Genomic DNA, 24,253 nt, shown 5'->3' with positions numbered 1-24,253 from the left:
ACCGTCATCGTCACTACCACGATGAAAATGATCGGCAGGCCTTCATACCAGATCGCGCGGCAGCGTTTCATCCCAGGTTTTGGAGAAGACCCGGGTTTCCCCTTCGTAAGCATCCAGCGTCGCACGTAAACGAAACGATTCGGCATCACTGGTCATACGGGTCCGTGTCAAGGTTTTGACACACCAATCACCGCGACGGAAGCTGCGTTTCCATTCCGTCCATCCGGTGACGCTGTCGTAATGGCCGTGCACATAGCTGTACCGCTCGGTGACACGCACGGCGATCTCCATGCCAATGTCGTCCAGCCGATAAGCCCCCTCGTCATTGATGACCTCCAGCATGGTCTGGTCATTGGCCAGGTCACGAACCACCCGCCAGGTTTCCTGGGTCGGCTGGATCAGCGTCTTCGCCAGGGGCGGCGCACCTTCCGGTGCCTCGAAGGGGCGAAGCGAGTCATCCTCCTCGGGCCTGGGAGCGCGACCCGGTAGAATTAGCCGGCTTTGTCCAGGCGTTACGGTCAACGTCACAGGTCGCGGCGACGGCCATGCCAACGGCCAATAACTGGTGGAAATCGACAGGCGAATGGCATGCCCGGCAGGGAACTGCTGAGCGATATGCTTGAGCGCCACCCGAACACGATAGCGCTTCCCGACTTGCAGCGGCGCAGGATGCTCGTCACTGACGCGATGAGTGAGGTTGAGCAGACCATACGAGACTCGCGTGGCCTTGTCGTCTTCGGCGACATCGATCAAGCGCACGGCCACCATCGCGACCGGTTGATCTGCGGCCAACTCCAGTTCCACTTCCGGCTGGCCGCAGATCTCGAGCGGTTCCTCCAGACGATGAGTCTGAAAGATCAGAGCACCACCGTCTTCATCACGCTGGTCATGCGGCAGATCCGGCGGTGCATTGTAAGAGCACCATTTCCCCGCATAGAGGCCGACCGAAAGTGGAGAGCGAATCGTCAGGGTCGATTCGTCATCGACAACCGGCTGCGTGGACTCATCGACCAGATCGTGTCCGACGGTCAGCCGATAGGTCACGGGCTGACTATTCGGCGACGGCCAAACCGGCTCGGCGACCCAACGCCCCGGTCTTTGTTCGTAGCGCGCCGAGGGAGGAACCGACTCCTGCATCCATACACGCAGCATCGGTTCGTCCATGATCCCGGTCTCTTTTCCCTTGAGCCAATGATCCCACCAGCGCAATGACTCCTGTAGAAACCCGATGGCCGGACCGGGGACACCAAGATGGGGATACTTGTGCGCCCACGGCCCCACCAGACCTTTTCGCGGTACCTCCAATCCTTCGAGTAGACGGAACACGGCATTGCAGTAACCATCGGCCCAACCACTGATGGCATAGACGGGACAGCGGATACGCGAGAAGTCCTCGCATACCGAACCATGCTTCCAGTAGGCATCGCGTCGCTGATGTTCAAGCCACTTGGCGAGCCACAGGCCACTACCTTCAAGCCGCTCCAGCCACATATCACGCCAGCGCTCACCGACCAACGCGGGATCCGGGGGGCACGCATTGCCATCGAACATCGTCGACGCCCAGGAGAGATTATCGGCCAGCAGACACCCTCCCATATGGTGAATATCGTCCGCATAACGATCATCGGTGGAACACAGTGTGATCACCGCCTTGAGTTGAGGAGGAGCCATGGCAGCAATCTGTAGTCCATTGAATCCCCCCCAGGAAATACCCACCATCCCGACGTCACCGGTACACCAGGGTTGCTTTTCAAGCCATTCCAGAACGGCCACACCGTCATCGAGTTCCTGCTGCAGATACTCGTCGGTCAATACGCCATCGGACTCACCGGTTCCGCGAATGTCGACGCGCACACCGGCATAGCCATACCCTGCCCAGTACGGATGAGTCAGCGAATCACGTTCGGCGGTCAAATCGCGTTTGCGGTACGGCAAGTACTCGAGGATCGCCGGTACAGGGTCGGCTTCCGCGTCGGACGGCCGCCAGATACGCGCTGCCAGTTGCGTGCCATCCCGGAGCGGAATCCAGGTTTCCTCCTCGACCACTTGTCGGGGGAAGGTATCCACAATATGCATTCACGGCTCTCCACGGCTAACTGATAATGTCATCGAACGCGAAGGAGAGTTGCTCGGCCAACCGTTCGTAATTCGCCAACAGGGCCGTTTCATCCTGCGCGCCCATCCAGATATACGCCAAGGCATAGCTGTAACTGTCCTGCTCGGGCAGTTCCGACAGCCGTTGTCCCTCGGTGACCTGCAGATCAATCACCGTGCCGGGAAATTCATTTTCCAGTGCGGCGATCTCATCGGCGTCCGGTACACGTGCCACTACGGCATCGGTAAAGAATACCCGATAGAAGAACTTGGCCGCCATCGGATACCGTCCCTGGCGATGTGGCATATCCGGCCGCTTGCCCAGGGCCAGATCGACGGTGACCTGCTGGTGGCTGGCGCCGTCCACCTTGGCAAACAGGTCACAATGGGACTGCGAAATGCGAGTGTTGATTTCCAGCAGCCAGATACGATCCTGGACTTCGTCCCAGAAGTACTCGACATTAAAAGCGGCGTTGTCGTAGCCGATGTGTTGCATGACCGTCGCCGTCAATTCGGTCATCTTGCGTTGAATGGGATCGGGTAGCCCCGACGGATAGCGGTAGTGGAAGAAACTCAGTACATGGGGATAGCGCAACGAATCGACGATCCCGTAGCTGACGACCTCACCGTCGAACACATAGCCCTCGACGGTGCATTGCCAGCCACCGATGATTTCTTCAGCCATGCAGAAATGCCCGTCGACGGCGGCGATATCCGGCGGCAACCTGGCTTGTTCGAGTACGGTATTGAAAGGGTCGGCAATCAGCCCTATCTCGGCTCGCAGCCGCTCGATCGCCTGATAGAAATCCTCGGGACTGTCGATGCGAAACCCCAGACGTGAGCCCGAGGACTTGATCGGCTTGATGAAGAAGGGAAAATACAGCCCGGCATCACTGATTTTCACCAGGGCATCATCGTCAAATGGATCGAAAGCGGTGAATGCGGGGATGAAATCGGGTATCACCTCACGCTGAACGGTTCGGCTCCAGTATTTGTGTTCACACTTGAGCAGACTTTCCAGCGATGTCGTTCGCGTACCGAAACGCTCGCAAAGAATCGGCAGCATGGTCGAGACCGGGAAATCCATGTATCCGACGATGGCATCGATATTCCCTTCATGGGCCTCGAGATGAGCCGTTGCCTCTTTGAGCATACTGTCGATATCGAACACCTCGGTCTCATAGACGGCCGCGGGGTCGATGACGCCATGAAATTCACATGTCTCGACACCACGCAGTTGCTTCAACCGATGGAGATTGAACTCGTTCAGGCCGACGACGAAGATATGCTTTTTCACGCTCATGACCGTCTCCTCGCTGGAATATGTCATCAGGGATATGACATGGGCTGATACCCCTGCCACCGAGCACCGGCCCGTTACTGACTTAGCATAGTCCAGTCATACGAACCACCCTGACAATACGGCGTGTCGAGATGAGAACTGCGTTTGTGTAAAGTCCAAATACGAATGGACAGTTCCCATCATCGGCCGTGATAGACTGAAACGGTTCCCATAGTGTTCAACAACATGCCCTGCCCCTCATGCCGATCGCCGCACCAACCGACCTCCTCGCCAGTCCTGCCAGCCTGACCTGGCATCAGTCTCTGGCTCGACTGATCCAGGCGGCCGGGTCGCTCAGTTTTCCCGCCATGCTGGAGCGGGTCCTTCGTGATCTGGTCGGGTTTGATTCCATACTCATCAACACGTATCAGGGGCGTCAGCGTCCGCTACTGATTCACGACGATTACCCGGCGCACCGCCGAGAACAGGGTATCGAGCGCTATCTCAGCGAAGCCTATTTGCTCGATCCCTTTTTCAGTGCGGTACGTGAAGGGCTGGAGAAAGGCGCGCATCGCCTGAGAGAACTGGCTCCGGATCGCTTCGAAGCCAGTGACTATTATCATCGTTACTACCGGGCACTGGGATTGGCGGATGAGGTCGGTATCTTCGCCCGCGTCGCCGACGACACCATCATCGTGGTCTCGCTCGGGTTTCGACAGGATGCTCCCTCGTTGAAGCATCGCGACCTTCAGGCGCTGCGTCACATCGCACCGGTAATCGAAAGCTTGCTGGGAGAATTCTGGAAGTGGCAGCGCAGTACTTTTCAGGCCCAGCTGAATGCTCAGGCGCCGGTAGAAACCGCCTTCGAGAGTTTCGGCCGTGAAGCGCTCACGGATCGGGAGAGGGATATCGTCAGATTGCTATTGGCCGGCCATTCCACCAAATCGGCAGCTCGGGAGCTCGACATCAGTGACGGCACAGTGAAAGTCCATCGCAAACACATCTATCAGCGGCTAGCGGTCACCAGCCAGTCGCAACTGTTCCGCCTGTTCCTCGACCATGTGGCACTGGTATCGCGACAGCAACGTTAGGCAAGTGCCGCCCACAGGGAGGCACTCCTCACGGCAATGCGTCAGCATGACATCGGCAAGCGATCGACAGTGTCGAAAGCCAGCCTCTTTCACAGCATGATTTTCCTCAGTGTTTCAAGCGATAGCGAAGCCTATCGGCTCTCGTGGGCATACACGCTTCTCATGTGCCGGCCCGCTCGAGCATAGCCTCCAATAATACTTGCGTCCCGGCTGCACAGTGCTCAGGCGAGGTATACTCGGCTTCATTGTGGCTGATGCCGTCGCGACAGGGCACAAAGATCATCGCGGTGGGGGCAACTCGCGATACATTGACGGCATCATGCCCGGCACCACTCATCATGCGCTGGTACGGAATGCTGTGACGCTTCGCTGCCTGCTCAATGGCATCAATACAGCCAGAGTGGAAATGGACCACCGGCGACTGCCAGATCCTGTCGCTATGAACTGCCACGTCGAAGGTCTCTCCAACGGCTGCCAGCTCTTTTTCGAAGGTCGTCTCAAGGGCATTAAGCTCGCTCTCCACGGTATGACGCAGATCCACGGTCAGTGAGACCTTGCCCGGGATCACGTTGCGTGACGGTGCGTCGATCTCCAGGCAACCCACCGTGACCCGGCTGTCGCCATCGGGATCATGGCACGCATGCGCCTGAAGCCGATCGATCAGCCGTGCTGCGGCTACCAACGCATCCCGGCGTGAGTGCATCGGTGTCGGTCCGGCATGAGCCGCTTGCCCGCTCAAGGTGACATCGAACCAGCGCATGCCCTGCACGCCGGTGACCACACCGATCGACTCACCAGCCGCTTCGAGCACCGGTCCCTGTTCGATGTGCAGCTCAAAGAAACTGGCAAAGCGGGGCTCCCCGACCGGCAGCTCGCCTGCAAACCCGATATTGTCCAGCGCGTCCCCCAGGGTCACGCCGTCGCGATCGCGTCGCGCCAGGGTCGACTCGACACTGAAACGCCCCGCATAGGTACCGGAAGCAACCATCGCCGGTGCAAAGCGGCTGCCCTCCTCATTGGTCCAGACCACCAACTCAAGGGGTCGCTCAGTGACGATGCGCTGGTCCTGCAGGGTGCGAAAGATTTCCAGTCCGGCCAGCACGCCCAATACACCGTCGAAGCGCCCGCCCTTGGGCTGGGTATCAAGATGACTTCCGATACCCACCGGGTCCAGATCGTTCTGACGTCCGAGCCGACGAACGAACATATTGCCGATTCGGTCGATGCGCACCGTGCATCCCAGCGCTTCACACCACTCCATGAACAGGCGACGCCCGGCAGCATCCTCATCGGTCAAGGCCAGGCGACAACTGCCACCATTTTCGGTGGGGCCGATCTCCGCCATGGCCATCAAACTCTCCCAAAGTCGCTGGGGATCAATCGTGATCGTCATTGTCATGGTCTCCCATTGTCAGCTCGACAACGACTCTAGATAGACACCCAGCAATGGCGATATACCCCAATCGGGATATATGGCCGCTCATGGAATACCCGCTAGGGTGCACTCGACCCTGACTCCATTCCGACAACACGAGGGCCGAGACCATGAATGCTCCCATATCAAGATCGCATCCGTCGCAATCAGAGGATGTCCAGTCACTCTGGCAAAAAGATCGTGACCACTTCATCCACCCGTTCACCGATTTCAGCCTGTTCCACGAACAGGGGTGTGACCTGATTACCGATAGCGATGGTATCTATGTCGAAGACGCGTATGGCCATCGCTATATCGATGGTATTGCCGGTCTATGGTGCGTCAATGTCGGCCACGGGCGGGGCGAGATAGGTCAGGCAATGGCAGATCAGGCCACTCGCATGGCCTATTTCTCGACGTTCAACAACCTGTCCAACGCCCCGGCAGCGGAGCTTGCCGCCAAGCTCGCCGAACTGGCTCCTGCGCATCTCAACCATGTGTTCTATAGCTGTGGCGGTTCAGCCGCCAACGACGCCACCATCCGGCTGGTGCATTACTATTTCAACCGAGTCGGCAAGCCGCACAAGAAACGCATTCTTTCGCGTAACAATGCCTACCATGGCACGACCTACCTGGCTGCCAGCCTGACCGGTATCAAGAGCAATAACTGGGACTTCGACACCCTCGACCATCTGGTGACCCACCTCAGCGAAGCCAACCTGTATCGCCGTCCAGAGGATATGAGCGAGGCCGACTACTGCGATTCGCTGGTCAGCGAACTCGAAGAAACGATCGAGCGAATCGGCGCCGACAATATTGCCGCTTTCATTGCCGAACCGATCATGGGTGCCGGCGGCGTGCTGGTCGCCCCCGATGGCTACCATGCGCGCATGCAGGCGGTGTGCCGAGCCAACGATATCCTCTACATCGCCGACGAAGTGGTCACCGGCTTCGGCCGCCTGGGTCATTTCTTTGCCTCGGAAGCGGTCTTCGACACCCAACCCGACATCATCAACGTCGCCAAGGGGCTCTCCTCTGGCTATGCACCGCTAGGCGCCACGCTGATCTCCGATGAGCTCTACGAGGTGCTTTCCACGCCCCAGGGGCCCGGCGGCGTGCTCAGTACCGGCTTCACCTATTCCGGTCATCCCGTCAGTTGCGCCGCCGCGCTGAAGAACATCGAGATCATCGAGCGCGAAGGCATCTGCGACAACGTGCGCGAGACCGGTCCCTACCTGGAACGACGGCTGAAGACTCTCGCTCATCATGAAACGGTCGGCGATATCCGCGGCAGCCATTTCATGCTGTGTATCGAGAACGTCGCCGACAAGACCAGCAAGGCGCTTCTCCCGGTGGAGGCACGCGTCGGCGATCGGGTGGCCTTTGAAGCGCAGCAGCGTGGGCTGATCATCCGCCCGGTCGGCCATCTCAACATCGTCTCGCCACCGCTGATCTGGGACCGTGACGTCGTCGATCGCGTGGTCGACATCCTCGACGAGTCCCTGGCCGCCACATCGCAAACGCTCAAGGACGACGGTTACCTATAGCCACCTGACACAATCCGACCCTCGCTCCCGACACAACGACAAGAGAGACAACCATGGACAACTATGGGCTATGGAGCCTGTTTCCCACGCTGGTGGTGCTGGGCATGGCGATCGTCACGCGCCGCACCATCGAATCGCTGTTCACCGGTGCCCTGGTCGGCCTGTTGATGGTCGACCCGACTGCCGTCGTTTCCCAGGGATCCGATATCCTGCTGGCCGTGCTTGGCGATGACACCGTCACCTGGATCATCCTGGTCTGCGGCTTGTTCGGTAGCCTGATCGCGCTACTGGTCAAGACCGGCGGCGTACTGGCCTTCGGCGACGTCATCACCCGCCGTATCCATACTCGCAGTCGCAGTCTGCTGACCACCTGGTTACTTGGTCTGGTGATCTTCATCGACGACTACCTCAACGCCCTCGCGATCAGCGCCTCGATGAAGAAGATCACCGACCGCTTCCGGGTCTCGCGTGAAATGCTGGCGTATGTCGTGGATTCCACGGCAGCCCCCATCTGCATCCTGGTGCCGATTTCCACCTGGGCGGTGTTCTTCGCCGGCCTGCTGGAAGAGAACGGCGTTGCCGACAACGGCATGGGAGTATATCTGCAAGCGATTCCCTACATGTTCTACGCCTGGATTGCCGCGATTCTGGTCCCGCTGGTTGCCGTCGGTGCCATTCCGGCCCTGGGCCCCATGCGAGCCGCAGAACAACGTGCCGCCGGTGGGCAGATCATGCCGGACGGCGTCGACGATGCCGCGCTGGAAGCCGAGGACGACGGCAAGCGTCGCCCTCACCTGCTCAATTTCCTGCTGCCGATCGCTGCACTCATCGGCTTCACCTGGTATTTCGAGATCGATATCCTGCGTGGCGTGATCGTGGCCCTCGCAGTCATGCTGGTGCTTATTTTCAGCCAGCGCCTGTTGAGCTTCCACGACACCTTCGATACCGCGCTGGAAGGTTTCAAGTCGATGATCATGCCACTGGGCACGCTCGTGGCCGGTTTTACCCTCAAGGAAGTCAACGACCTGCTGGGCCTCACCGAATACGTGATCGCCACCATGAAGCCGATGATGACGGCCGGCATGCTGCCTGCCGTGGTTTTCGTCACCATGGCCTTTCTGGCCTTCGCCACCGGCTCTTTCTGGGGCCTGTTCGCCGTGGCGATGCCGATCGTGTTGCCTCTGGCCGCGAGCGTGGACGCCAACATGCCTCTGGTGATCGGTTCGCTGATTTCCGCCAGCGCCTTCGGCAGCCATACCTGCTTCTATGGCGATTCCACGGTACTATCTGCCCAAGGTAGTGGATGTACCCCCATGGCCCACGCGCTGACGCAATTACCCTATGCCTTGATTGCGGCCGTCCTGGCCATTGTTGTATTCCTGATTGCGGGCCACATGTGAGACACACCATGACAACCAACTCTCTATCCTCCACTGCTTTCTCGTTGCCGGCTGAAACGCCGGCATCACAAGGCTTTTCCATGCCGGCAGAGTTCGCCCCGCACAAGGCCTGCTGGATGCTGTGGCCGCAACGACCGGACACCTGGCGTTATGGTGCCAAACCGGCTCAGCAGGCGTTCGTCGACGTGGCCAGTGCCATCGCAGACAGCGAAACCGTCTTCGTGGGTGTCAACGACGAGCAGTACGAAAATGCCCGTAACCAACTTCCCGAATCGGTCCGTGTGGTGGAACTTTCCAATAACGATGCCTGGATGCGCGATGTCGGGCCGACCTTTCTGACCTCCCCCGATGGGCATCTGGCCATGGTCGACTGGCAGTTCAATGCCTGGGGTGGCCTCGAGGGCGGGCTCTATTTCCCCTGGGACAAGGACCGGCGCATCCGGAGCAAGATCGCCGAGATACTGGGCATTCCCCGTTTCGAGGTACCGGTGGTGCTGGAAGGCGGCGCCATTCATGTCGATGGCGAAGGGACCTTGATCACCACTCGGGAATGTTTGCTCAACCCCAATCGCAATCCGGGACTCGACCAAGCCGGAATGGAACAGGTGTTACGGGAGTACCTCGGCGTCACGAAAGTCATCTGGCTGCCGCGTGGATGTTATCGTGACGAGACCGATGGTCACGTCGATAACCTGTGCTGTTTCGTGGCACCCGGCGAAGTCGCCCTGACGTGGTGTGACGACGAAAACGACCCGCAACACGCCATTTCCCGCCAAGCGTTGGAGTTACTGGAAAACAGCACTGATGCCCGCGGTCGTTCACTCAAGGTGCATAAGTTCACCCAGCCCGGCCCGTTGCATATCGCCGAGGAAGAAGCCAGTGGCATCGACCGGCTCAACAGCTCCTACCCACGTCAGCCCGGTGATCGCATGGCGGCCTCCTACGTCAATTTCTATATCGGCAACTCGGTGGTTGTCATGCCGCTGCTCGACCCGGCCCACGACGATGACGCCCGCAAACGTCTTCAAGCCCTGTTTCCCGATCGCCGCGTCATTGGCGTGCCGGCCCGCGAGATTTTGCTTGGAGGCGGCAACATTCACTGCATCACCCAACAGCAGCCGAGCGTGTGATGTCGTCGTGGAACAAGGCGCTTGCTCGATGCCGTACACTACGAGGGAGATCCGCTGTCAGGTACGAGGAGCGAACCGATGCGCCCGACTCACCCACCGATCCCGGTGACCATCCTTTCCGGGTTTCTCGGTGCCGGCAAGACGACTCTGCTCAACCAACTCGTCAGCCAGCCCGACCTGGCCGATGCCCTGGTGATCATCAACGAATTCGGCGAGATACCGCTCGATCATATGCTGGTTGCCCATAGCACCGAGAACATGGTCATGGAGATGAGCAGCGGCTGCTTGTGTTGCAACATCCGGGGCGATCTGGTCAAGACCTTGCGCGACATCACCTGGCGTTTTTCCCGCCAGGGGCAACGCCAGTTCCGCCGGGTCCTGATCGAAACCACGGGGCTCGCCGATCCCGCATCGATCGTGCACACGCTGATGACACATTCCCAGGTCGCCGATCGTTACCGACTGGATGGCATCGTGACGGTTCTCGACATGGCAACGGGACAACACAGCCTCGATCACCACAGCGAAGCCGTTAAACAGGCGGCGATGGCCGACTGCCTTTTGTTGGCTAAACCCGACCTGACCACCGCCGAACAGCGTACCGACCTATACCGACGTCTCGATGGGATCAACCCCGCCGCGCCCCGCTGGGAAATCGACCATAGCCATATCGACGCAGCCAAACTATTGGATCTGGGCCCGTTTTCGACCTCAGGCAAAGTACCGGATGTGGAACAGTGGCTGAATGAAGAAGCCTATGCCGAGCACGAGACACACCACCATGAGGAACATCATCACGACCACGATATCAATCGTCATGACGACCACATCAAGGCTTTCTGCTTTGCCATCGATACGCCGATCCCGGAGGACCGGCTGACGGCCTGGATCGACGAACTGACGGCGTTCATCGGCAGCAACATCCTGCGCGTCAAGGGACTCCTGAATGTCGAAGGCCGCGAACACCCACTCGCCATCCACGGCGTACAACACGTCTTCCATCCCCCGACACCACTGCCGGCCTGGCCGAGCGACGATCATCGCTCGCGACTGGTGTTCATCACCCGGGACATCGATCGGGAGGTCGTTGAAGAGACTCTACGTTCCCTCCATCATCCGATGCCGGATAGGCGCGATGGGCCATGATTAACGATGCCCACACAAGTCGCCGACGCTATAAGCCAAGAAAACCCCGCCTGACTGACGACGGGGTAAAGTAGCGCCCAAATGACGCCGGTGCGGAGAGCACACGCCTACGAACTAGGTTTCCAGCAGCCACTGGTGATCCGGATCGTTGTTGAATTTCCAGACGCGCTTGGGTCCTGCCATGACGTTCAGGTAATACAACTCGTAGCCATGCGGTACCCCGGCCGGGTGATAGCCATACGGCACCAATACGACATTGCCATCATCCACAGCCATGCTCTCGTCGAGGCTGCGGTCATCGGTATAGACACGCTGGAAGGCAAACCCTTGTGAGGGGCTCACTCGGTGATAATAGGTCTCCTCGAGCCGGGATTCGTGTGGCAGATTGTCCTGATCGTGCTTGTGCGGCGGATAGCTCGACCAGTTGCCGGCCGGTGTATACACCTCCACCACCAGCAGACTGTCAGCAGGTTCGGTTTCCGGCAGCACATCCTGGATATGCCGGGTATTGCTGCCGACTCCTCGCGTACTGCGCTTGATCTGCTCGGGCGAGATCAGACGGGGTTCATGATTTCCCTGCCCTGGTGCGCTGCAGACCGCCAACTCCAGCTCCGTAGTCGCCTCGACGTGGTAGCTGACACCATCGGGCAGATAGACAGCATAGGGCGGTACTTTCTCGAACACGTCCATGCGTTCACCGATGTTCTCCCACTGGTGATCACCGCATGACACTGTCGCTCGACCGGATACCAGCACCAAACAGTGTTCACGACCACCGGTATGTGCCTCGATCGTCTGACCGGGAGACAACTTATGGAGTCGAAAACCGACATGTTCCCAGCCTGCGGACTCCGGCGTGATGTCGAGTACGATTCCCTGATCATCCGGGGCATGGGGGCGGACGAGAAGTGATGACATTTTTCCCTCCATCTATATCGTCATGTCAATTAATGGATCTCGGTCAGCGCCACACAGCGCCCCTCTCGCAGCGAGCGTTCTGCCGCTTCGGCCAGCATGAGTGCCGCCAGGCCATCCTGAGCGCCTGCCAGCGGTGTATCGTCATCTCGCCAGGCACGGAAGAAATCATCGATTTCATGGCGAAAGGCCGTGGCATAGCGCTCCAGGAAGAACCATTTGGGCGTCTCTTCGACCTGACCGGGCTCCCCCGTGAAACGCAGCCGCGTCTCGCTTTCGTTCTGGGCCTGCAGCATGCCTGCACTGCCAAAAGCTTCAATGCGCTGATCGTAGCCATAGCAAGCCCGGCGCGAGTTGTTGATATGGCAGAGCCGGCCACTAGCTGTCGTCAGAGTGATCATCGCTGTATCGATATCACCGGCATCACCTATGCCTGGGTCGATCAGGCAGCTCCCCGAGGCATATACATGAGTGACGGCTTCATCCAGCAGCCAGCGAGCCGTATCGAAGTCATGAATCGTCATGTCACGAAACAGCCCCCCGGACGCCGCGACATAGTCGGAAGGCGGCGGGGCGGGATCACGACTGATAATGGTAAGGGTTTCCAATGCTCCGATACGGCCGGCATCGAGCGATGCTTTCAAGGCGCTGAATTGAGGATCATGCCGACGGTTGAAGCCCAGCGCACAGATCACGGGATTGGCTTCCAGTACCTGCAATGCTTCACGTGTGCGGGTCAAATCCAGGGCAATCGGTTTTTCACACAGAATGGCTTTGCCGGCCCTGGCCGCTTGTTCAAGGTAATCAGCATGAGTGGGAGTGCTGGAAGCGATCAATACCGCATCGATTGTTTCATCGTCCATGATCGCTTCGACATCCATGGCCCGGCTTCCATACTGCGCAGCCAACGCTTCCGCTGCAGGATGGTGGAAGTCGGCGATGGCGGCAAGCGCCACCTCTGGATGGTCGGCAATGGTGGCAGCATGTACCTTGCCGATGCGCCCCGCCCCTATCAGTGCAAGTTTCATGAAGGCTCCTCAAGTGGTTGTCAGCGAAAATGCGCCATGTGTCAGGCCGAGCTCAGGTCACTATCGTCACTACGTTCGTGGGCCTTGTCCTGACGCACCCCCAATGCAATAGCCAACGTCTGCGAAAGACACAGCGATGCCGTCAGTCCCCTGAAACTTTTCACTTCGGCCTCATGCACCACCAACGCAACATCCGCCAAGCGTGCCAGTGGGCTGAGATTCGAATCCGTGATGACTACCAACGGGATCCCGCGCGACTGTGCCTCGGCAGCAGCTTCACGGGCTTCCTCGGCATAAGGGGAGAAGCTCACCACCAGCATGGCGTCACGGTCGGCAACCGCCTTGACCTGCTCCGCCTGCATGGCGCCCAACCCATTGACCAAAAAAGCCCGTTTATCAATGTGGTGCAAGGCATAGGTGAAGTAACTCGCCACCACGAAACTCCGACGCGCCCCCATCACATGCACGGCATCAGCGTTTTCCAGAATGTCCAGTGCCGCTTCGAGGGCATGAGGATCGATTCGACTCGGCAGCGCCTCCAGTACTTGCCGATTGGCATCGGCGAATTCCCATAACAGCTGTGTACTATCGGGCGTTTCGCCGGTCGCACTGCGTACCGCACGAATACGCTCGGCATAGTTGGGCAACTCGTCCACCAGACGTGAACGAAACAGTTGCTGCATGTCGGAGAACCCCTTGAAACCGAAATTATTGGCAAATCGGATCAGGGTCGAAGGCGTCACGCCGGCCTGCTCGGCCAATCTCGCCACCGTCGCAAAGGCCACTTCTTGAGGATGATCGAGCAGAAACCGTGCCGTTTGCTGCAGACGACGGCTCAAGGAGGCGTATTCCTCGGTGATGCGTTGTTCAAGCGCGGTGAAATCCTCGGGCGTCTGAGTCATGGATCGATTTCCTACCTGATCGGTGTCCCTCTTCTGGAGGAGCATGAATATTGATGCATTGGACGCCAGTCTAGGTCTATGGAATGGAAATTCCAAATATACCAAAGTATAGAACAATTGATTTGCAAAAAGGCATAAATGGAACCTACATTTCATTTTGCAACGCCACTCCATCCATGAGCACGACAACGACAAGAGGATTGACCCATGGCTCTATTACCTCGCGTTCTGGCTTACGCCGTTGCCGCCACATCCTTAGTGGGAGCCGCACAGGCTCAAGACGATGATGAAAGACGTATTGTCATGGTGACGCATGGTCAGGCGGCCGACCCTTTCTGGTCAGTCGTCAAGAAGGGCGCAGAAGACGCTGCTGATGAAGTCGGTGCCGATCTCGAGTACCGAGCGCCGACCAACTTTGATGTCGCCCGCATGCAACAGCTGGTGGAAGCCGCCATCGCTTCCGAACCCGACGCCCTGATTCTCTCCCTGGTGGACCCTGATGCTCTTGGGGACTTGGCCCAGGAGGCTGCAGACAGCGGGCTTCCCGTCATCGTCATCAATACGGGCGGGCACGTCGCCGACGAATACGGCGCGGATATCTTCATCGGTTCCGATCCAAAGCTGGCAGGGAAAAGAGCCGCTGAACGCATGATCGAAGATGGCGCCGAGAAAGGTCTCTGCATCAATCAGGAACAGGGCAATGTTGCACTCGACCTGCGTTGCGAAGGTTTCGAGGAAGGCTTCGACGGCAATGCAGAGCAATTGGCAACCGGCTCCGACCCCACCGAAATCCGTAACTCACTGGTGGCTTACCTGAATCAGAATTCCGACGTCGATGCACTACTGTCGCTGGGACCACTGGCCACCGATCCGATCATTGATGAAATGCGGGAACAAGGAGCTCTTGAACAGTTTCACTTTGGGACGTTCGACCTTTCGCCAACCATCCTCGAGGCCTTGGTTGCCGAGGAAATTGATTTCGCCATCGACCAGCAACCCTACCTACAGGGATACCAAGGCGTGGTCACGGCCAACCAGAGTGCCAAGCATCTTCTGATGCCAGCCACAGACCTTCTCACGGGACCGGCTTTCGTTACCCCCGAGACGGCGGAAGAGGTTCAGGAGCTTACCGAAAAAGGCGTTCGATAAGCACACCGAGACATCAGAGGTCGTCTTCAAGGCGGCCGGGAGACACGATCATGAGTGAAGCAACTCTCAACAAGGATACTGGTGATGAGCGCCTGCAGCGCGTCAGCCCCGTAAAGAAGACACTCAGCCGTCCCGAATTCGGTGCAGTTTCCGGTGCCATACTGGTTCTGGCTTTCTTTGCGGTGGCAGCCTCAGGCACCGGCATGTTCTCGGGCTCAGGTATTGTCAACTTCCTGGAGGTGTCCGCACAACTCGGGATCATTGCCGTCGCGGCCGCTCTGCTGATGATCGGGGGCGAGTTTGATCTGTCGATCGGCTCGATGATCGGCTTTGCCGGCATCCTGATAGCCATCCCTGCCGTCCAGTTCGGCTGGCCATTATGGGCCGCATTACTGTTTGCTTTCAGTTTTGCCATGGCCGTTGGATTCGTGAACGGCATGCTGGTCGTCAAGACCGGTCTCCCTTCCTTTATCGTCACGCTGGGCTTTCTTTTCATCCTGCGTGGGCTGGCCATAGGTCTACCGCGGCTATTCGCCAACCGCACTCAGATCGGTGGGGTCCACGACACCATGGCGGGTGATTGGCTGGCACCGCTCTTCTCCGGATATGTCGGTACCGGGTTGTTCCAATGGTTAGCCGACATCGGTTTGCTTGCCACCAACTTTGCCGGCAATCCCGCTGTAGAGGGGATCCCCGCGTCAGTAGCCTGGTGGGTGGCCTTGACCGCCATGGCTACCTGGGTACTGCTCGGGACCCGTTTCGGTAACTGGATATTCGCCTGCGGCGGTGACAAGAACGCCGCTCGTAACGTGGGCGTACCGGTCAATACCGTCAAGGTTTCCTTGTTCATGTTCACCGCCTTCAGTGCCGCGATCTATGCCGCTCTTCAGGTCATGGATACCGGCTCGGCCGATAGCATGCGCGGCATGCTCAAGGAACTCGAGGCCATCATCGCCGTGGTCATTGGAGGCGCCCTGCTCACTGGCGGCTATGGCTCCGCTATCGGCGCGTCTTTCGGTGCATTGATCTTTGGTGTTGTCCAGATGGGCATTTTCTATACCGGCATCAATACGGATTGGTTCCAGGTTTTCCTGGGCGCCATGCTGCTGATCGCCGTGCTGTTCAACAACTATGTGCGCAAGAAGGCGCTGGAGGCCAAGTGATGAGTTCACAAGCTCCCATGATCGAGATGCGCAATGTCGACAAGCGCTTCGGCAGCGTGATCGCCATCAGTGATATTTCCATGAAAGTTCACCGCGGCGAAGTCATGTGCCTGTTGGGTGACAACGGTGCAGGCAAATCGACCCTGATCAAGACGCTCTCGGGCGTCCATAAACCCTCTAACGGGGAGTTGCTGGTCGATGGCAAGCCCGCTGACTATCAATCGCCCAGCGATGCCCTGGATGCAGGCATTGCGACAGTATTCCAGGATCTTGCCATGATCCCACTAATGTCGATTACGCGGAATTTCTTCATGGGACGCGAACCGACAGTCGGCTGGGGGCCGTTCAAACGGGTCGATTGGAAGTATGCCGACCGTGTTGCCATGGAAGAGATGGGCAAAATCGGCATTGATGTTCGGGATCCTAGTCAACCCGTTGGCACGTTGTCAGGCGGAGAACGCCAGTGTGTCGCCATTGCTCGTGCCGTGTATTTCGGCGCCAAGGTGCTGATCCTCGATGAGCCGACGTCAGCACTTGGTGTCAAGCAAGCCTCCGTTGTCCTGCGCTATATTGCCAAGGCCAGAGCCGATGGCCTGGCCGTGATTTTCATCACGCATAATGTGCATCACGCCTATCCAGTCGCTGACGCTTTCACTCTGCTCAAGCGGGGCTCAAGTCTGGGCACTTTCCGCAAGGATGAAGTCAGCCGTGAAGAAGTCCTCAACATGATGGCCGGCGGCGCGGAGCTTGAAAGCCTCGACGCGGAACTGTCGGAATTTCAGCGTAATGAACAACATGACGATGAGATAACGGAAGGTTCCTTGCCTGCATCTGCTGCTCATGGCCCCCAATCATCCGGCGCCAGGCTGGCAACCGGTTATTGAGGAGCCGTCATGAAAACATTGCGCATCGGCCTGATCGGTACCGGCTACATGGGCAAGGCGCACGCCATCGCGCTGCGAGCGGCACCCTCTGTGTTCCCTCTTTCCGCGCTCCCCGTCTGCGACTATCTGGCAGAAGTGGACGAGATATTGGCCGCTCGCAAAGCCAGAGAGCTGGGGTTTGCCCGTTCTACCGGCGACTGGCAGACCCTGGTGGCCGATCCCGACGTGGACGTGGTGGATATTTGCGCCCCCAACTTTCTTCACAAGGAAATGGCTCTGGCCGCCGTTGCCCACGGCAAGCATGTGTACTCAGAAAAACCACTGGCACTGAATGCAGCCGATGCCGAGATCATGGCTGATGCGGCTGAGAACGCCGGTATCAAAACCCTGGTCGGCTTCAACTACATTCGTAACTCGGCAACTCAGCTCGCCCGCGACATCGTTTCCAGCGGAGAGATCGGTGAACTGGTGCATTTTCGTGGTCGCCACAACGAGGACTACATGGCCGACCCCGAAGTGCCCCACGACTGGCACACACGCCGCGACACCGCCGGAGCCGGTGCGTTGGGGGATCTGGGTTCACATATCCTCAACATGGCCGAGTATCTGACCGGTCGATACATCTCCGAGGTATTCGGCCAATTGCAGACCGTGACCTGCCAGCGTCCACTTGCCGATGGCTCGAGGATGGTCCCAGTGGAGAACGATGACCAGACCCAGGCATTACTGCGTTTCGACAACGGCCTGATCGGCAACATCGAAGCCTCGCGTATCGCTGCCGGCCGCAAGATGGGACTCGCCTACACCCTGACCGGTACCAAAGGCGCCATCGTTTTCGATCAGGAGCGCATGAGCGAGTTGCAGCTTTACAAACACGAAGGCCCCAAGGGAAGACGCGGATTCACGACCCTGCTCTCAGGGCCCGACCATCCCGATTATGCCGCCTTCAGTCCCGCTCCCGGCCACGGCCTGGGCTACAACGACCAGAAAATCGTCGAGGTTCGAGACCTGATCGAAGGTATTGCAGCTAGCCGCCCTCTCTACCCCGATTTTCGTGACGCCTGGCGCATCAATCGCCTAATCGACGCAATCGAACGATCCCATGCCGAAGCCCGTTGGATCGGTCTCGATTGATCAGCTTATTTACATTATCTCAAGGGAGCCATAGCGATGACTCATACGAATACTCTAACCGGCCAAGTGGCTGTTGTTACCGGTTCGACCCAAGGTCTGGGAGAAGCCGTCGCTCGTCACTTGGCCGATCTCGGCCTGTCTGGGCTCGTGTTGTGCGGACGCAGCCAAGACAAGGGGGAAGCGTTGGCCGACTCGCTTACCGGCGGTGGTTGCAGGGCCGTATTCGTCACAGCCGATCTCGGGAATATCGATGACTGCCGCCGAATCATGCGAACCGCCGACGACACCTTCGGCCGAGTAGATATTCTGGTCAACTGTGCAGGCAATACCGAGCGTGGAACCCTGCTGGATACCGATGAGGCCACCTACGACCGACTCTTCAATGTCAATACCAAGGGACCGTTCTTCCTGATGCAGGACGCCGCCAAGATCATGATCCGTGAAGGTATCGAAGGCCGCATCGTCAATGTACTGAGCATGTCCGGTCATGGCGGCCAACCTTTCATCTCCCCTTATAGCGGAAGTAAAGGAGCACTCGCCACTCTGACCCGCAATGCGGCCTTCTCGCTGATGCGCAACCGTATTCGTGTCAATGGTCTCAACATCGGCTGGATGAATACTCCTGGCGAGGACAGGATCCAGAAAGACTTCCATGGCGCCAGCGAAGGATGGCTCGACGAGGCCGTGGCTTCTCAACCCATGGGCAGACTTCTGGAACCCGGCGAAGTCGCGCGCGGCGTTGCCTTTCTGGCAACCGAGACCTCGGGAATGATGACTGGGTCGATCATTGACTTCGACCAGAGTGTACTGGGCTGCTATGAAGCGCCGCCTCAACCGGCCTCGGCCATGACATTGCCCGACCCGTCTTGACTCAGGCCACCCCGGTCCCCAGCGCTTATGGAGAATGTCTGATGACTCAGCTTCAGCCAAAACTCGTAGCTGCCAGCACACCACCGAAGGGAGATATCGCTGCATTTGCCACACTCTGTGAACAATGGCCATCGCAGCACGATTACCCGACGGCTGATCGTATCGAGGCACGCATCCCAATCTATGCCGGCGACCAATTGCGTCAACGGGAGGGTGATATCACTCTCCGGCAAGGACTGCTGACCGAATGGCATCGGTGCCTGCTGGAGGGCCCTGGCGTCATGGTCATCGAGAACCTGTATGCCGATACGTCCGTCATCGACGCCGCGACACAGTGCTTCCTCTCCATCATCGAAACCGAAAAAACCGAAGGTGGAAGAGGCGATCACTTTGCACCGTCAGGCAGCAACGACCGAATATGGAACGCCTTCCAGAAACATGCTGAAACCGACCCCGAAGGATTCCTGGACTACTACTCGAATCCCTTGCTCGACTGGATTTGTGAGGCCTGGCTGGGTCCGTTCTATCAGATCACCTCACAAGTCAATGTGGTCAATCCAGGCGGCCGAGCGCAGCAACCGCACCGTGACTATCACCTGGGATTCCAGACCGACGAGACGGTACGACGCTTTCCGATATCAATGCAGCATGCCTCGCAATTGCTGACCCTGCAGGGGGCCATCGCGCATGGCGACATGCCGATCGAGACCGGCCCTACACAGTTACTGCCTTATTCACAGCAGTATCCCCAAGGCTACATGAGTTACCGGGATCCATCGTTTCAGGATCATTTCGCCGAATACCATGTCCAGCTGCCGCTGGGCAAAGGTGATGGCCTGTTTTTCAGTCCAGCCCTGTTTCATGCCGCTGGAGAAAACGATAGTCGGGACCAGCGCCGTATGGCCAATCTCCTGCAGGTATCGTCGGCATTCGGCAGAACCATGGAGACAGTCGACACACGCCATTTGGTGGAAGTCAGTTACGACAGCCTCAAACGGCGAGTCGCTCGGGAAGGGAACAGCCCGGCGATCCAGGCGTTCATCGCCGCTGTTGCCGAAGGTTATTCCTTTCCCGCCAATCTCGACAAGACGCCGCCGGAAGGTGGCATGGCCCCCGAGTCCCAACAACAACTGCTGAGACGCGCCCTGCAGGAAGACTGGTCATTGATGCGGTTGCAGGATGCCCTGCAATACAAGGAAGCCGCCAGGCGTGCCTGACAGAATACCGATCACCGATTTCAAGGGAACCCGGAATGCTTTCAAAACAAAGGAAGCGACGTGGAGATACACTATGCATAAACCGAACAAGGACAACAGATCGCTCGATCTGATCTGCCTCGGCCGCGTCGCGGTGGACCTCTACTCGGAGCAGCTCGGTAGTCGCCTCGAAGATGTGACCAGCTTCGCCAAATATCTGGGCGGCAGCTCCGGCAACATGGCCTATGGCACCGCGCGCCTGGGACTGCGGTCAGCCATGCTGTCACGGGTCGGCAATGAACAGATGGGACATTTCGTCCGCGAAGAGCTCGAACGTGCCGGCGTTGACACCACCGCTCTGCAGACCGACCCCGAGCGGCATACCGGCCTGGTACTGCTGGCACTGAAGGATCGTGACAGCTTTCCGCTGCTGTTCTATCGCCGCGACTGTGCCGACATGGCCATCGAGGCCGATGCCATCGATCCCGACTTCATCGGTCGAGCCCGCGCTCTGGCGATAACCGGTACACACCTCTCCACCGACATGACGCAGCGTGCCTGCCGGCGTGCTCTGGACGCCGCCGCCAGACACGATGTAAAACGCGTCCTGGACATCGACTACCGGCCGGTACTATGGGGCCTGACTTCCACCGGCGACGGCGAAACTCGCTTCATCGCCAACGAGTCGGTAAGCCAGCATCTGCAGCGATGGCTGCCGGAATTCGATCTCATCGTCGGTACCGAGGAGGAGTTCCACATCGCCGGCGGCAACACCGATACGCTGGAGGCACTCCGAGCAGTCCGACAGATCAGTGACGCGACCTTGGTGTGTAAGCTCGGACCACAGGGCTGTGTCATCTTCGAAGGTGAGATTCCCGCACGTATTGACGACGGCATTCTGGTCGAGGGCGTCACGGTCGACGTCCTCAACGTGCTGGGCGCGGGCGATGCTTTCATGAGCGGGTTATTGCGTGGCTGGCTGCGGGACGAAGATTGGCAGACCAGTGGCTCTTATGCCAATGCCTGTGGCGCATTGGTCGTATCGCGTCACGGTTGTGCCCCGGCCATGCCCACCGAAGAAGAGCTGTTCGACTATCTGGGCCGCCGCGAGTCGGTGAAGCGCCCCGACAAGGATATCCAGCTCAACCACCTGCACCGGGTCACCACCCGCCACCCGGCGCAATGGCCCGAAGTCTGCGGTCTGGCATTCGATCACCGGCGTCAGCTCACCGACATGGCGAGAGAAGTCAAGGCTGACCCCGCTCGCATTCCGATGCTCAAGCGACTGTTAGCCAAGGCCTCCGAGGAGGGAGCACGGCGCAGTGGGCTGACTGCTCCCGCGATTCTCGTCGATGACGTATTCGGTCAGGACGCACTCAACGATGCCACCGGCAAGGGGTGGTGGATCGGTCGTCCAGTGGAACTACCCGGCTCCCGGCCGCTGCGATTCCAGCATGGTGACGACCTGGGTAGCCAATTGAAGCACTGGCCACGCGAACACATCATCAAGTGCCTGGTGTTCTATCATCCCGACGATCCAGTGGCGCTGCGCCTGGATCAGGAAACCCGACTTCGACAGCTCTACCGGACAGCCTGCGACCTGGGGCTCGAACTGCTGATCGAGGTGATCCCCCCTCATCATCTGACAATCGACGACAAGACACTCGCTCGGGCTCTACAACGCTTCTACAACCTCGGATTACGGCCTGACTGGTGGAAGCTGCCGACGATGTCGGACGGGGCCTGGCAGGCCGTCAGTCAGGTAATCAACGAACAGGACAGTCACTGCCGCGGAGTGGTCCTGCTCGGCCTGGATGCTCCAATGGAAGACATGAAGAAAGGATTCGTCGCCGCAACTCGTCACTCACAATGCAAAGGATTCACCGTGGGCCGCACCCTGTTCGCCGGCCCGAGTCGGGACTGGCTATCGGGCTATACCGATGACGACACCCTCATCGATCAGGTGGCATCCAATTACGCCGAGTTGATCCTGGAATGGCAACGCTTGCGCACGATGCATCTGCAAGCCGAGGAGGCTTTATCATGAGCACGATTCGACTGACCATGGCCCAGGCGCTGGTCAAGTACCTGGCGGCCCAGCGCATTGTTATCGATGGACAAACTTATCCCTTATTCGAAGGTGTCTTTGCCATTTTCGGCCACGGCAATGTCGCCGGTATGGGCGAGGCGCTGTATCACGCACGAACAGACCTGCCGACATTGCGCGCCCATAACGAGCAGAGCATGGCGCATGCCGCGATCGCCTTCGCCAAGGCCAATGGCCGGCGCCGCTTGATGGCAACGACCAGTTCCATTGGCCCCGGCGCGACCAACATGGTAACGGCAGCGGCTCTGGCACATGCAAACCGGCTGCCGGTACTGCTGCTTCCCGGTGATACCTTCGCCACTCGTGAACCCGACCCGGTGCTGCAACAGGTGGAGCATTTCGGTGACCCGACGATAACGGTCAATGACTGCTTCCGGCCGGTGTCACGCTATTTCGATCGCATCACCCGTCCCGAACAATTGTTGACAAGCCTGCCGCAGGCGATCGCCACGCTGCTCGATCCTGAACATTGTGGCCCTGTCACTCTAGCCCTGCCACAGGATGTGCAGACATTCGCCCATGATTATCCCGAGCGTTTCTTTGCCCCGCAGGTGCATTGCATCCGCCAACCTCGTCCGGACGATCGAGAGCTGGACGATGCCATAGCAACGCTGACCAAGGCCAAGCAACCGTTGATCATCGCAGGAGGAGGCGCGCATTACGCCAATACCTGTGAACGTCTCGGTGAGTTCGCTCGCGAACGCGGCATTCCGGTTGCTGAAACCCAGGCCGGCAAGGGAGCACTACCGGATCATCATCCTAGCAACGTCGGGGCGATTGGAGTGACCGGAAGCGCTGCTGCCAATCAGCTTGCAGAACAGGCCGATGTCATCCTCGCGATCGGCACCCGGTTACAGGATTTCACCACCGGCTCTCGTGCCCTGTTCGAACGGGACGACCTGGCGCTGGTGTCTCTCAATGTCGGACGCATCGACAGCCTCAAACACCGCGCCGTGCCCTTGACCTGCGATGCCGGCGTCGGATTGCAACTATTCGCCGAACGGTTGGGGGAGTGGCATGCCACGGAGGAATGGCGTGAACGGGCAAGCGCTATGAAGCGGGAATGGACGGCCATCGTGCAACACGCCACCCACAATGATGGCAGCGACCTGCCCACCGATGCTCAGGTGATTGGTGCCGTCAACCGGCAAGCCGGTGACGATGGCACCGTCGTTTGTGCTGCAGGAGGCTTGCCCGGCGAGCTTCACAAGCTGTGGCAATGCGCCGGTCCAGGCAGCTATCACGTGGAGTATGGCTACTCCTGCATGGGCTATGAGATAGCCGGTGGCCTGGGGGTCAAGATGGCCCGTCCCGAGCGCGAGGTGTTCGTGATGGTCGGCGACGGCTCCTACCTGATGCACAACTCCGAACTCGCCACCTCGGTGATGCTCGGCCACAAGCTGGTGGTCGTCGTTCTCGACAACCGTGGCTTCGGCTGCATCAACCGCTTGCAACAGGCCACCGGTGGTGCCGGCTTCAACAACCTACTCGCGGATTGCCGCTCCGTCCCCGAAGGAGCCCCCAAGATTGACTTTGCCGGTCATGCCCGAGCTCTCGGTTGCCAGGCGGAGTCGGTCACCGGCATCGCCGAACTCGAACAAGCACTGCAACGGGCACGCTCTGCCGAAACGACCTATGTGATCGCAATCGATACCGATCCATTGCCGGCAACCGACGAGGGTGGTGCCTGGTGGGATGTCGCGGTGCCTGAAGTATCGACACGAGACCAGGTGCAAAAAGCCTACACGCGCTATCGCGACGCCAAGACACGCCAATACCACTGACATCAGTCAACGACAAC

At 58.8% G+C, this 24,253-nt stretch carries 19 protein-coding genes; 13 read left to right on the top strand and 6 right to left on the bottom strand.

The features are described 5' to 3' along the window. Nucleotides 1–42: 42 nt before the first annotated feature. Nucleotides 43–2,076 (bottom strand): CocE/NonD family hydrolase, encoded by a 2,034-nt coding sequence (locus BLW01_RS08840; protein WP_092569150.1) that lies wholly within the window; start codon nt 2,074–2,076, stop codon nt 43–45. Nucleotides 2,077–2,092: 16 nt separating this feature from the next. Next, nucleotides 2,093–3,397, bottom strand: coding sequence for an ATP-grasp domain-containing protein (locus tag BLW01_RS08835; protein ID WP_092569149.1), 1,305 nt, complete (start codon nt 3,395–3,397; stop codon nt 2,093–2,095). Between the two features lie 239 nt (nt 3,398–3,636). Between BLW01_RS08835 and BLW01_RS08830 the strand changes: the two genes are divergently transcribed. Further along, nucleotides 3,637–4,467: a helix-turn-helix transcriptional regulator gene (locus BLW01_RS08830; protein WP_092569148.1), complete on the top strand. Its 831-nt coding sequence runs from the start codon at nt 3,637–3,639 to the stop codon at nt 4,465–4,467. A 160-nt stretch (nt 4,468–4,627) separates the two neighbouring features. Here the strand turns inward: BLW01_RS08830 and BLW01_RS08825 are convergent, their stop codons facing one another. Further along, nucleotides 4,628–5,860 (bottom strand): Zn-dependent hydrolase, encoded by a 1,233-nt coding sequence (locus tag BLW01_RS08825; protein WP_092569147.1) that lies wholly within the window; start codon nt 5,858–5,860, stop codon nt 4,628–4,630. Between the two features lie 152 nt (nt 5,861–6,012). Between BLW01_RS08825 and BLW01_RS08820 the strand changes: the two genes are divergently transcribed. From BLW01_RS08820 to BLW01_RS08805, 4 genes are all read left to right on the top strand, one after another. Further along, nucleotides 6,013–7,428, top strand: a complete 1,416-nt coding sequence (locus tag BLW01_RS08820) for an aminotransferase (RefSeq protein WP_092569146.1) — start codon at nt 6,013–6,015, stop codon at nt 7,426–7,428. A 53-nt stretch (nt 7,429–7,481) separates the two neighbouring features. Next, the gene (locus tag BLW01_RS08815) at nt 7,482–8,828 is read left to right on the top strand and encodes a Na+/H+ antiporter NhaC family protein (RefSeq protein WP_092569145.1); all 1,347 of its coding nucleotides are present in this window, start codon (nt 7,482–7,484) and stop codon (nt 8,826–8,828) included. A gap of 8 nt (nt 8,829–8,836) precedes the next feature. Beyond that, nucleotides 8,837–9,958 carry an agmatine deiminase gene (gene aguA, locus BLW01_RS08810; protein WP_092569144.1) on the top strand — a complete coding sequence of 374 codons (1,122 nt, stop codon included), beginning with the start codon at nt 8,837–8,839 and terminating at the stop codon, nt 9,956–9,958. A gap of 78 nt (nt 9,959–10,036) precedes the next feature. Further along, the gene (locus BLW01_RS08805) at nt 10,037–11,104 is read left to right on the top strand and encodes a CobW family GTP-binding protein (protein WP_092569143.1); all 1,068 of its coding nucleotides are present in this window, start codon (nt 10,037–10,039) and stop codon (nt 11,102–11,104) included. Between the two features lie 114 nt (nt 11,105–11,218). Here the strand turns inward: BLW01_RS08805 and iolB are convergent, their stop codons facing one another. From iolB to BLW01_RS08790, 3 genes are read right to left on the bottom strand one after another with little or no spacing between them, the layout of a single operon-like run. Next, nucleotides 11,219–12,022: a 5-deoxy-glucuronate isomerase gene (iolB, locus tag BLW01_RS08800; protein ID WP_092569142.1), complete on the bottom strand. Its 804-nt coding sequence runs from the start codon at nt 12,020–12,022 to the stop codon at nt 11,219–11,221. A 29-nt stretch (nt 12,023–12,051) separates the two neighbouring features. Continuing rightward, nucleotides 12,052–13,047 (bottom strand): inositol 2-dehydrogenase, encoded by a 996-nt coding sequence (gene iolG, locus BLW01_RS08795; protein ID WP_092569141.1) that lies wholly within the window; start codon nt 13,045–13,047, stop codon nt 12,052–12,054. A gap of 41 nt (nt 13,048–13,088) precedes the next feature. Beyond that, nucleotides 13,089–13,949 carry a MurR/RpiR family transcriptional regulator gene (locus tag BLW01_RS08790; protein WP_092569140.1) on the bottom strand — a complete coding sequence of 287 codons (861 nt, stop codon included), beginning with the start codon at nt 13,947–13,949 and terminating at the stop codon, nt 13,089–13,091. 207 nt (nt 13,950–14,156) lie between these two features. Between BLW01_RS08790 and BLW01_RS08785 the strand changes: the two genes are divergently transcribed. From BLW01_RS08785 to iolD, 8 genes are all read left to right on the top strand, one after another. After that, nucleotides 14,157–15,098 carry a sugar ABC transporter substrate-binding protein gene (locus BLW01_RS08785; RefSeq protein WP_092569139.1) on the top strand — a complete coding sequence of 314 codons (942 nt, stop codon included), beginning with the start codon at nt 14,157–14,159 and terminating at the stop codon, nt 15,096–15,098. 50 nt (nt 15,099–15,148) lie between these two features. Beyond that, on the top strand, nt 15,149–16,261 hold the full coding sequence (locus BLW01_RS08780; protein WP_092569138.1) for an ABC transporter permease: 1,113 nt from the start codon (nt 15,149–15,151) through the stop codon (nt 16,259–16,261). After that, nucleotides 16,261–17,145 carry an ATP-binding cassette domain-containing protein gene (locus BLW01_RS08775; RefSeq protein WP_092569137.1) on the top strand — a complete coding sequence of 295 codons (885 nt, stop codon included), beginning with the start codon at nt 16,261–16,263 and terminating at the stop codon, nt 17,143–17,145. Before BLW01_RS08780 ends, BLW01_RS08775 begins: the two co-directional genes overlap by 1 nt. 9 nt (nt 17,146–17,154) lie before the next feature. After that, nucleotides 17,155–18,279 (top strand): Gfo/Idh/MocA family protein, encoded by a 1,125-nt coding sequence (locus tag BLW01_RS08770; protein WP_092569136.1) that lies wholly within the window; start codon nt 17,155–17,157, stop codon nt 18,277–18,279. A gap of 36 nt (nt 18,280–18,315) precedes the next feature. Beyond that, the gene (locus BLW01_RS08765; RefSeq protein WP_092569135.1) at nt 18,316–19,149 is read left to right on the top strand and encodes an SDR family oxidoreductase; all 834 of its coding nucleotides are present in this window, start codon (nt 18,316–18,318) and stop codon (nt 19,147–19,149) included. A 41-nt stretch (nt 19,150–19,190) separates the two neighbouring features. Then, entirely contained in the window at nt 19,191–20,366 is a 1,176-nt protein-coding gene (locus BLW01_RS08760) for a phytanoyl-CoA dioxygenase family protein (protein WP_092569134.1), read from the top strand. A gap of 73 nt (nt 20,367–20,439) precedes the next feature. Then, nucleotides 20,440–22,392 (top strand): bifunctional 5-dehydro-2-deoxygluconokinase/5-dehydro-2-deoxyphosphogluconate aldolase, encoded by a 1,953-nt coding sequence (locus BLW01_RS08755; RefSeq protein ID WP_092569133.1) that lies wholly within the window; start codon nt 20,440–20,442, stop codon nt 22,390–22,392. Continuing rightward, nucleotides 22,389–24,236 (top strand): 3D-(3,5/4)-trihydroxycyclohexane-1,2-dione acylhydrolase (decyclizing), encoded by a 1,848-nt coding sequence (gene iolD / locus BLW01_RS08750; protein WP_092569132.1) that lies wholly within the window; start codon nt 22,389–22,391, stop codon nt 24,234–24,236. Before BLW01_RS08755 ends, iolD begins: the two co-directional genes overlap by 4 nt. The last annotated feature ends 17 nt before the right edge of the window (nt 24,237–24,253 follow it).

This window comes from Aidingimonas halophila, assembly GCF_900106955.1.
GTDB classification, from domain to species: domain Bacteria; phylum Pseudomonadota; class Gammaproteobacteria; order Pseudomonadales; family Halomonadaceae; genus Aidingimonas; species Aidingimonas halophila.
This window is presented reverse-complemented; position numbering and strand designations above follow the sequence as displayed.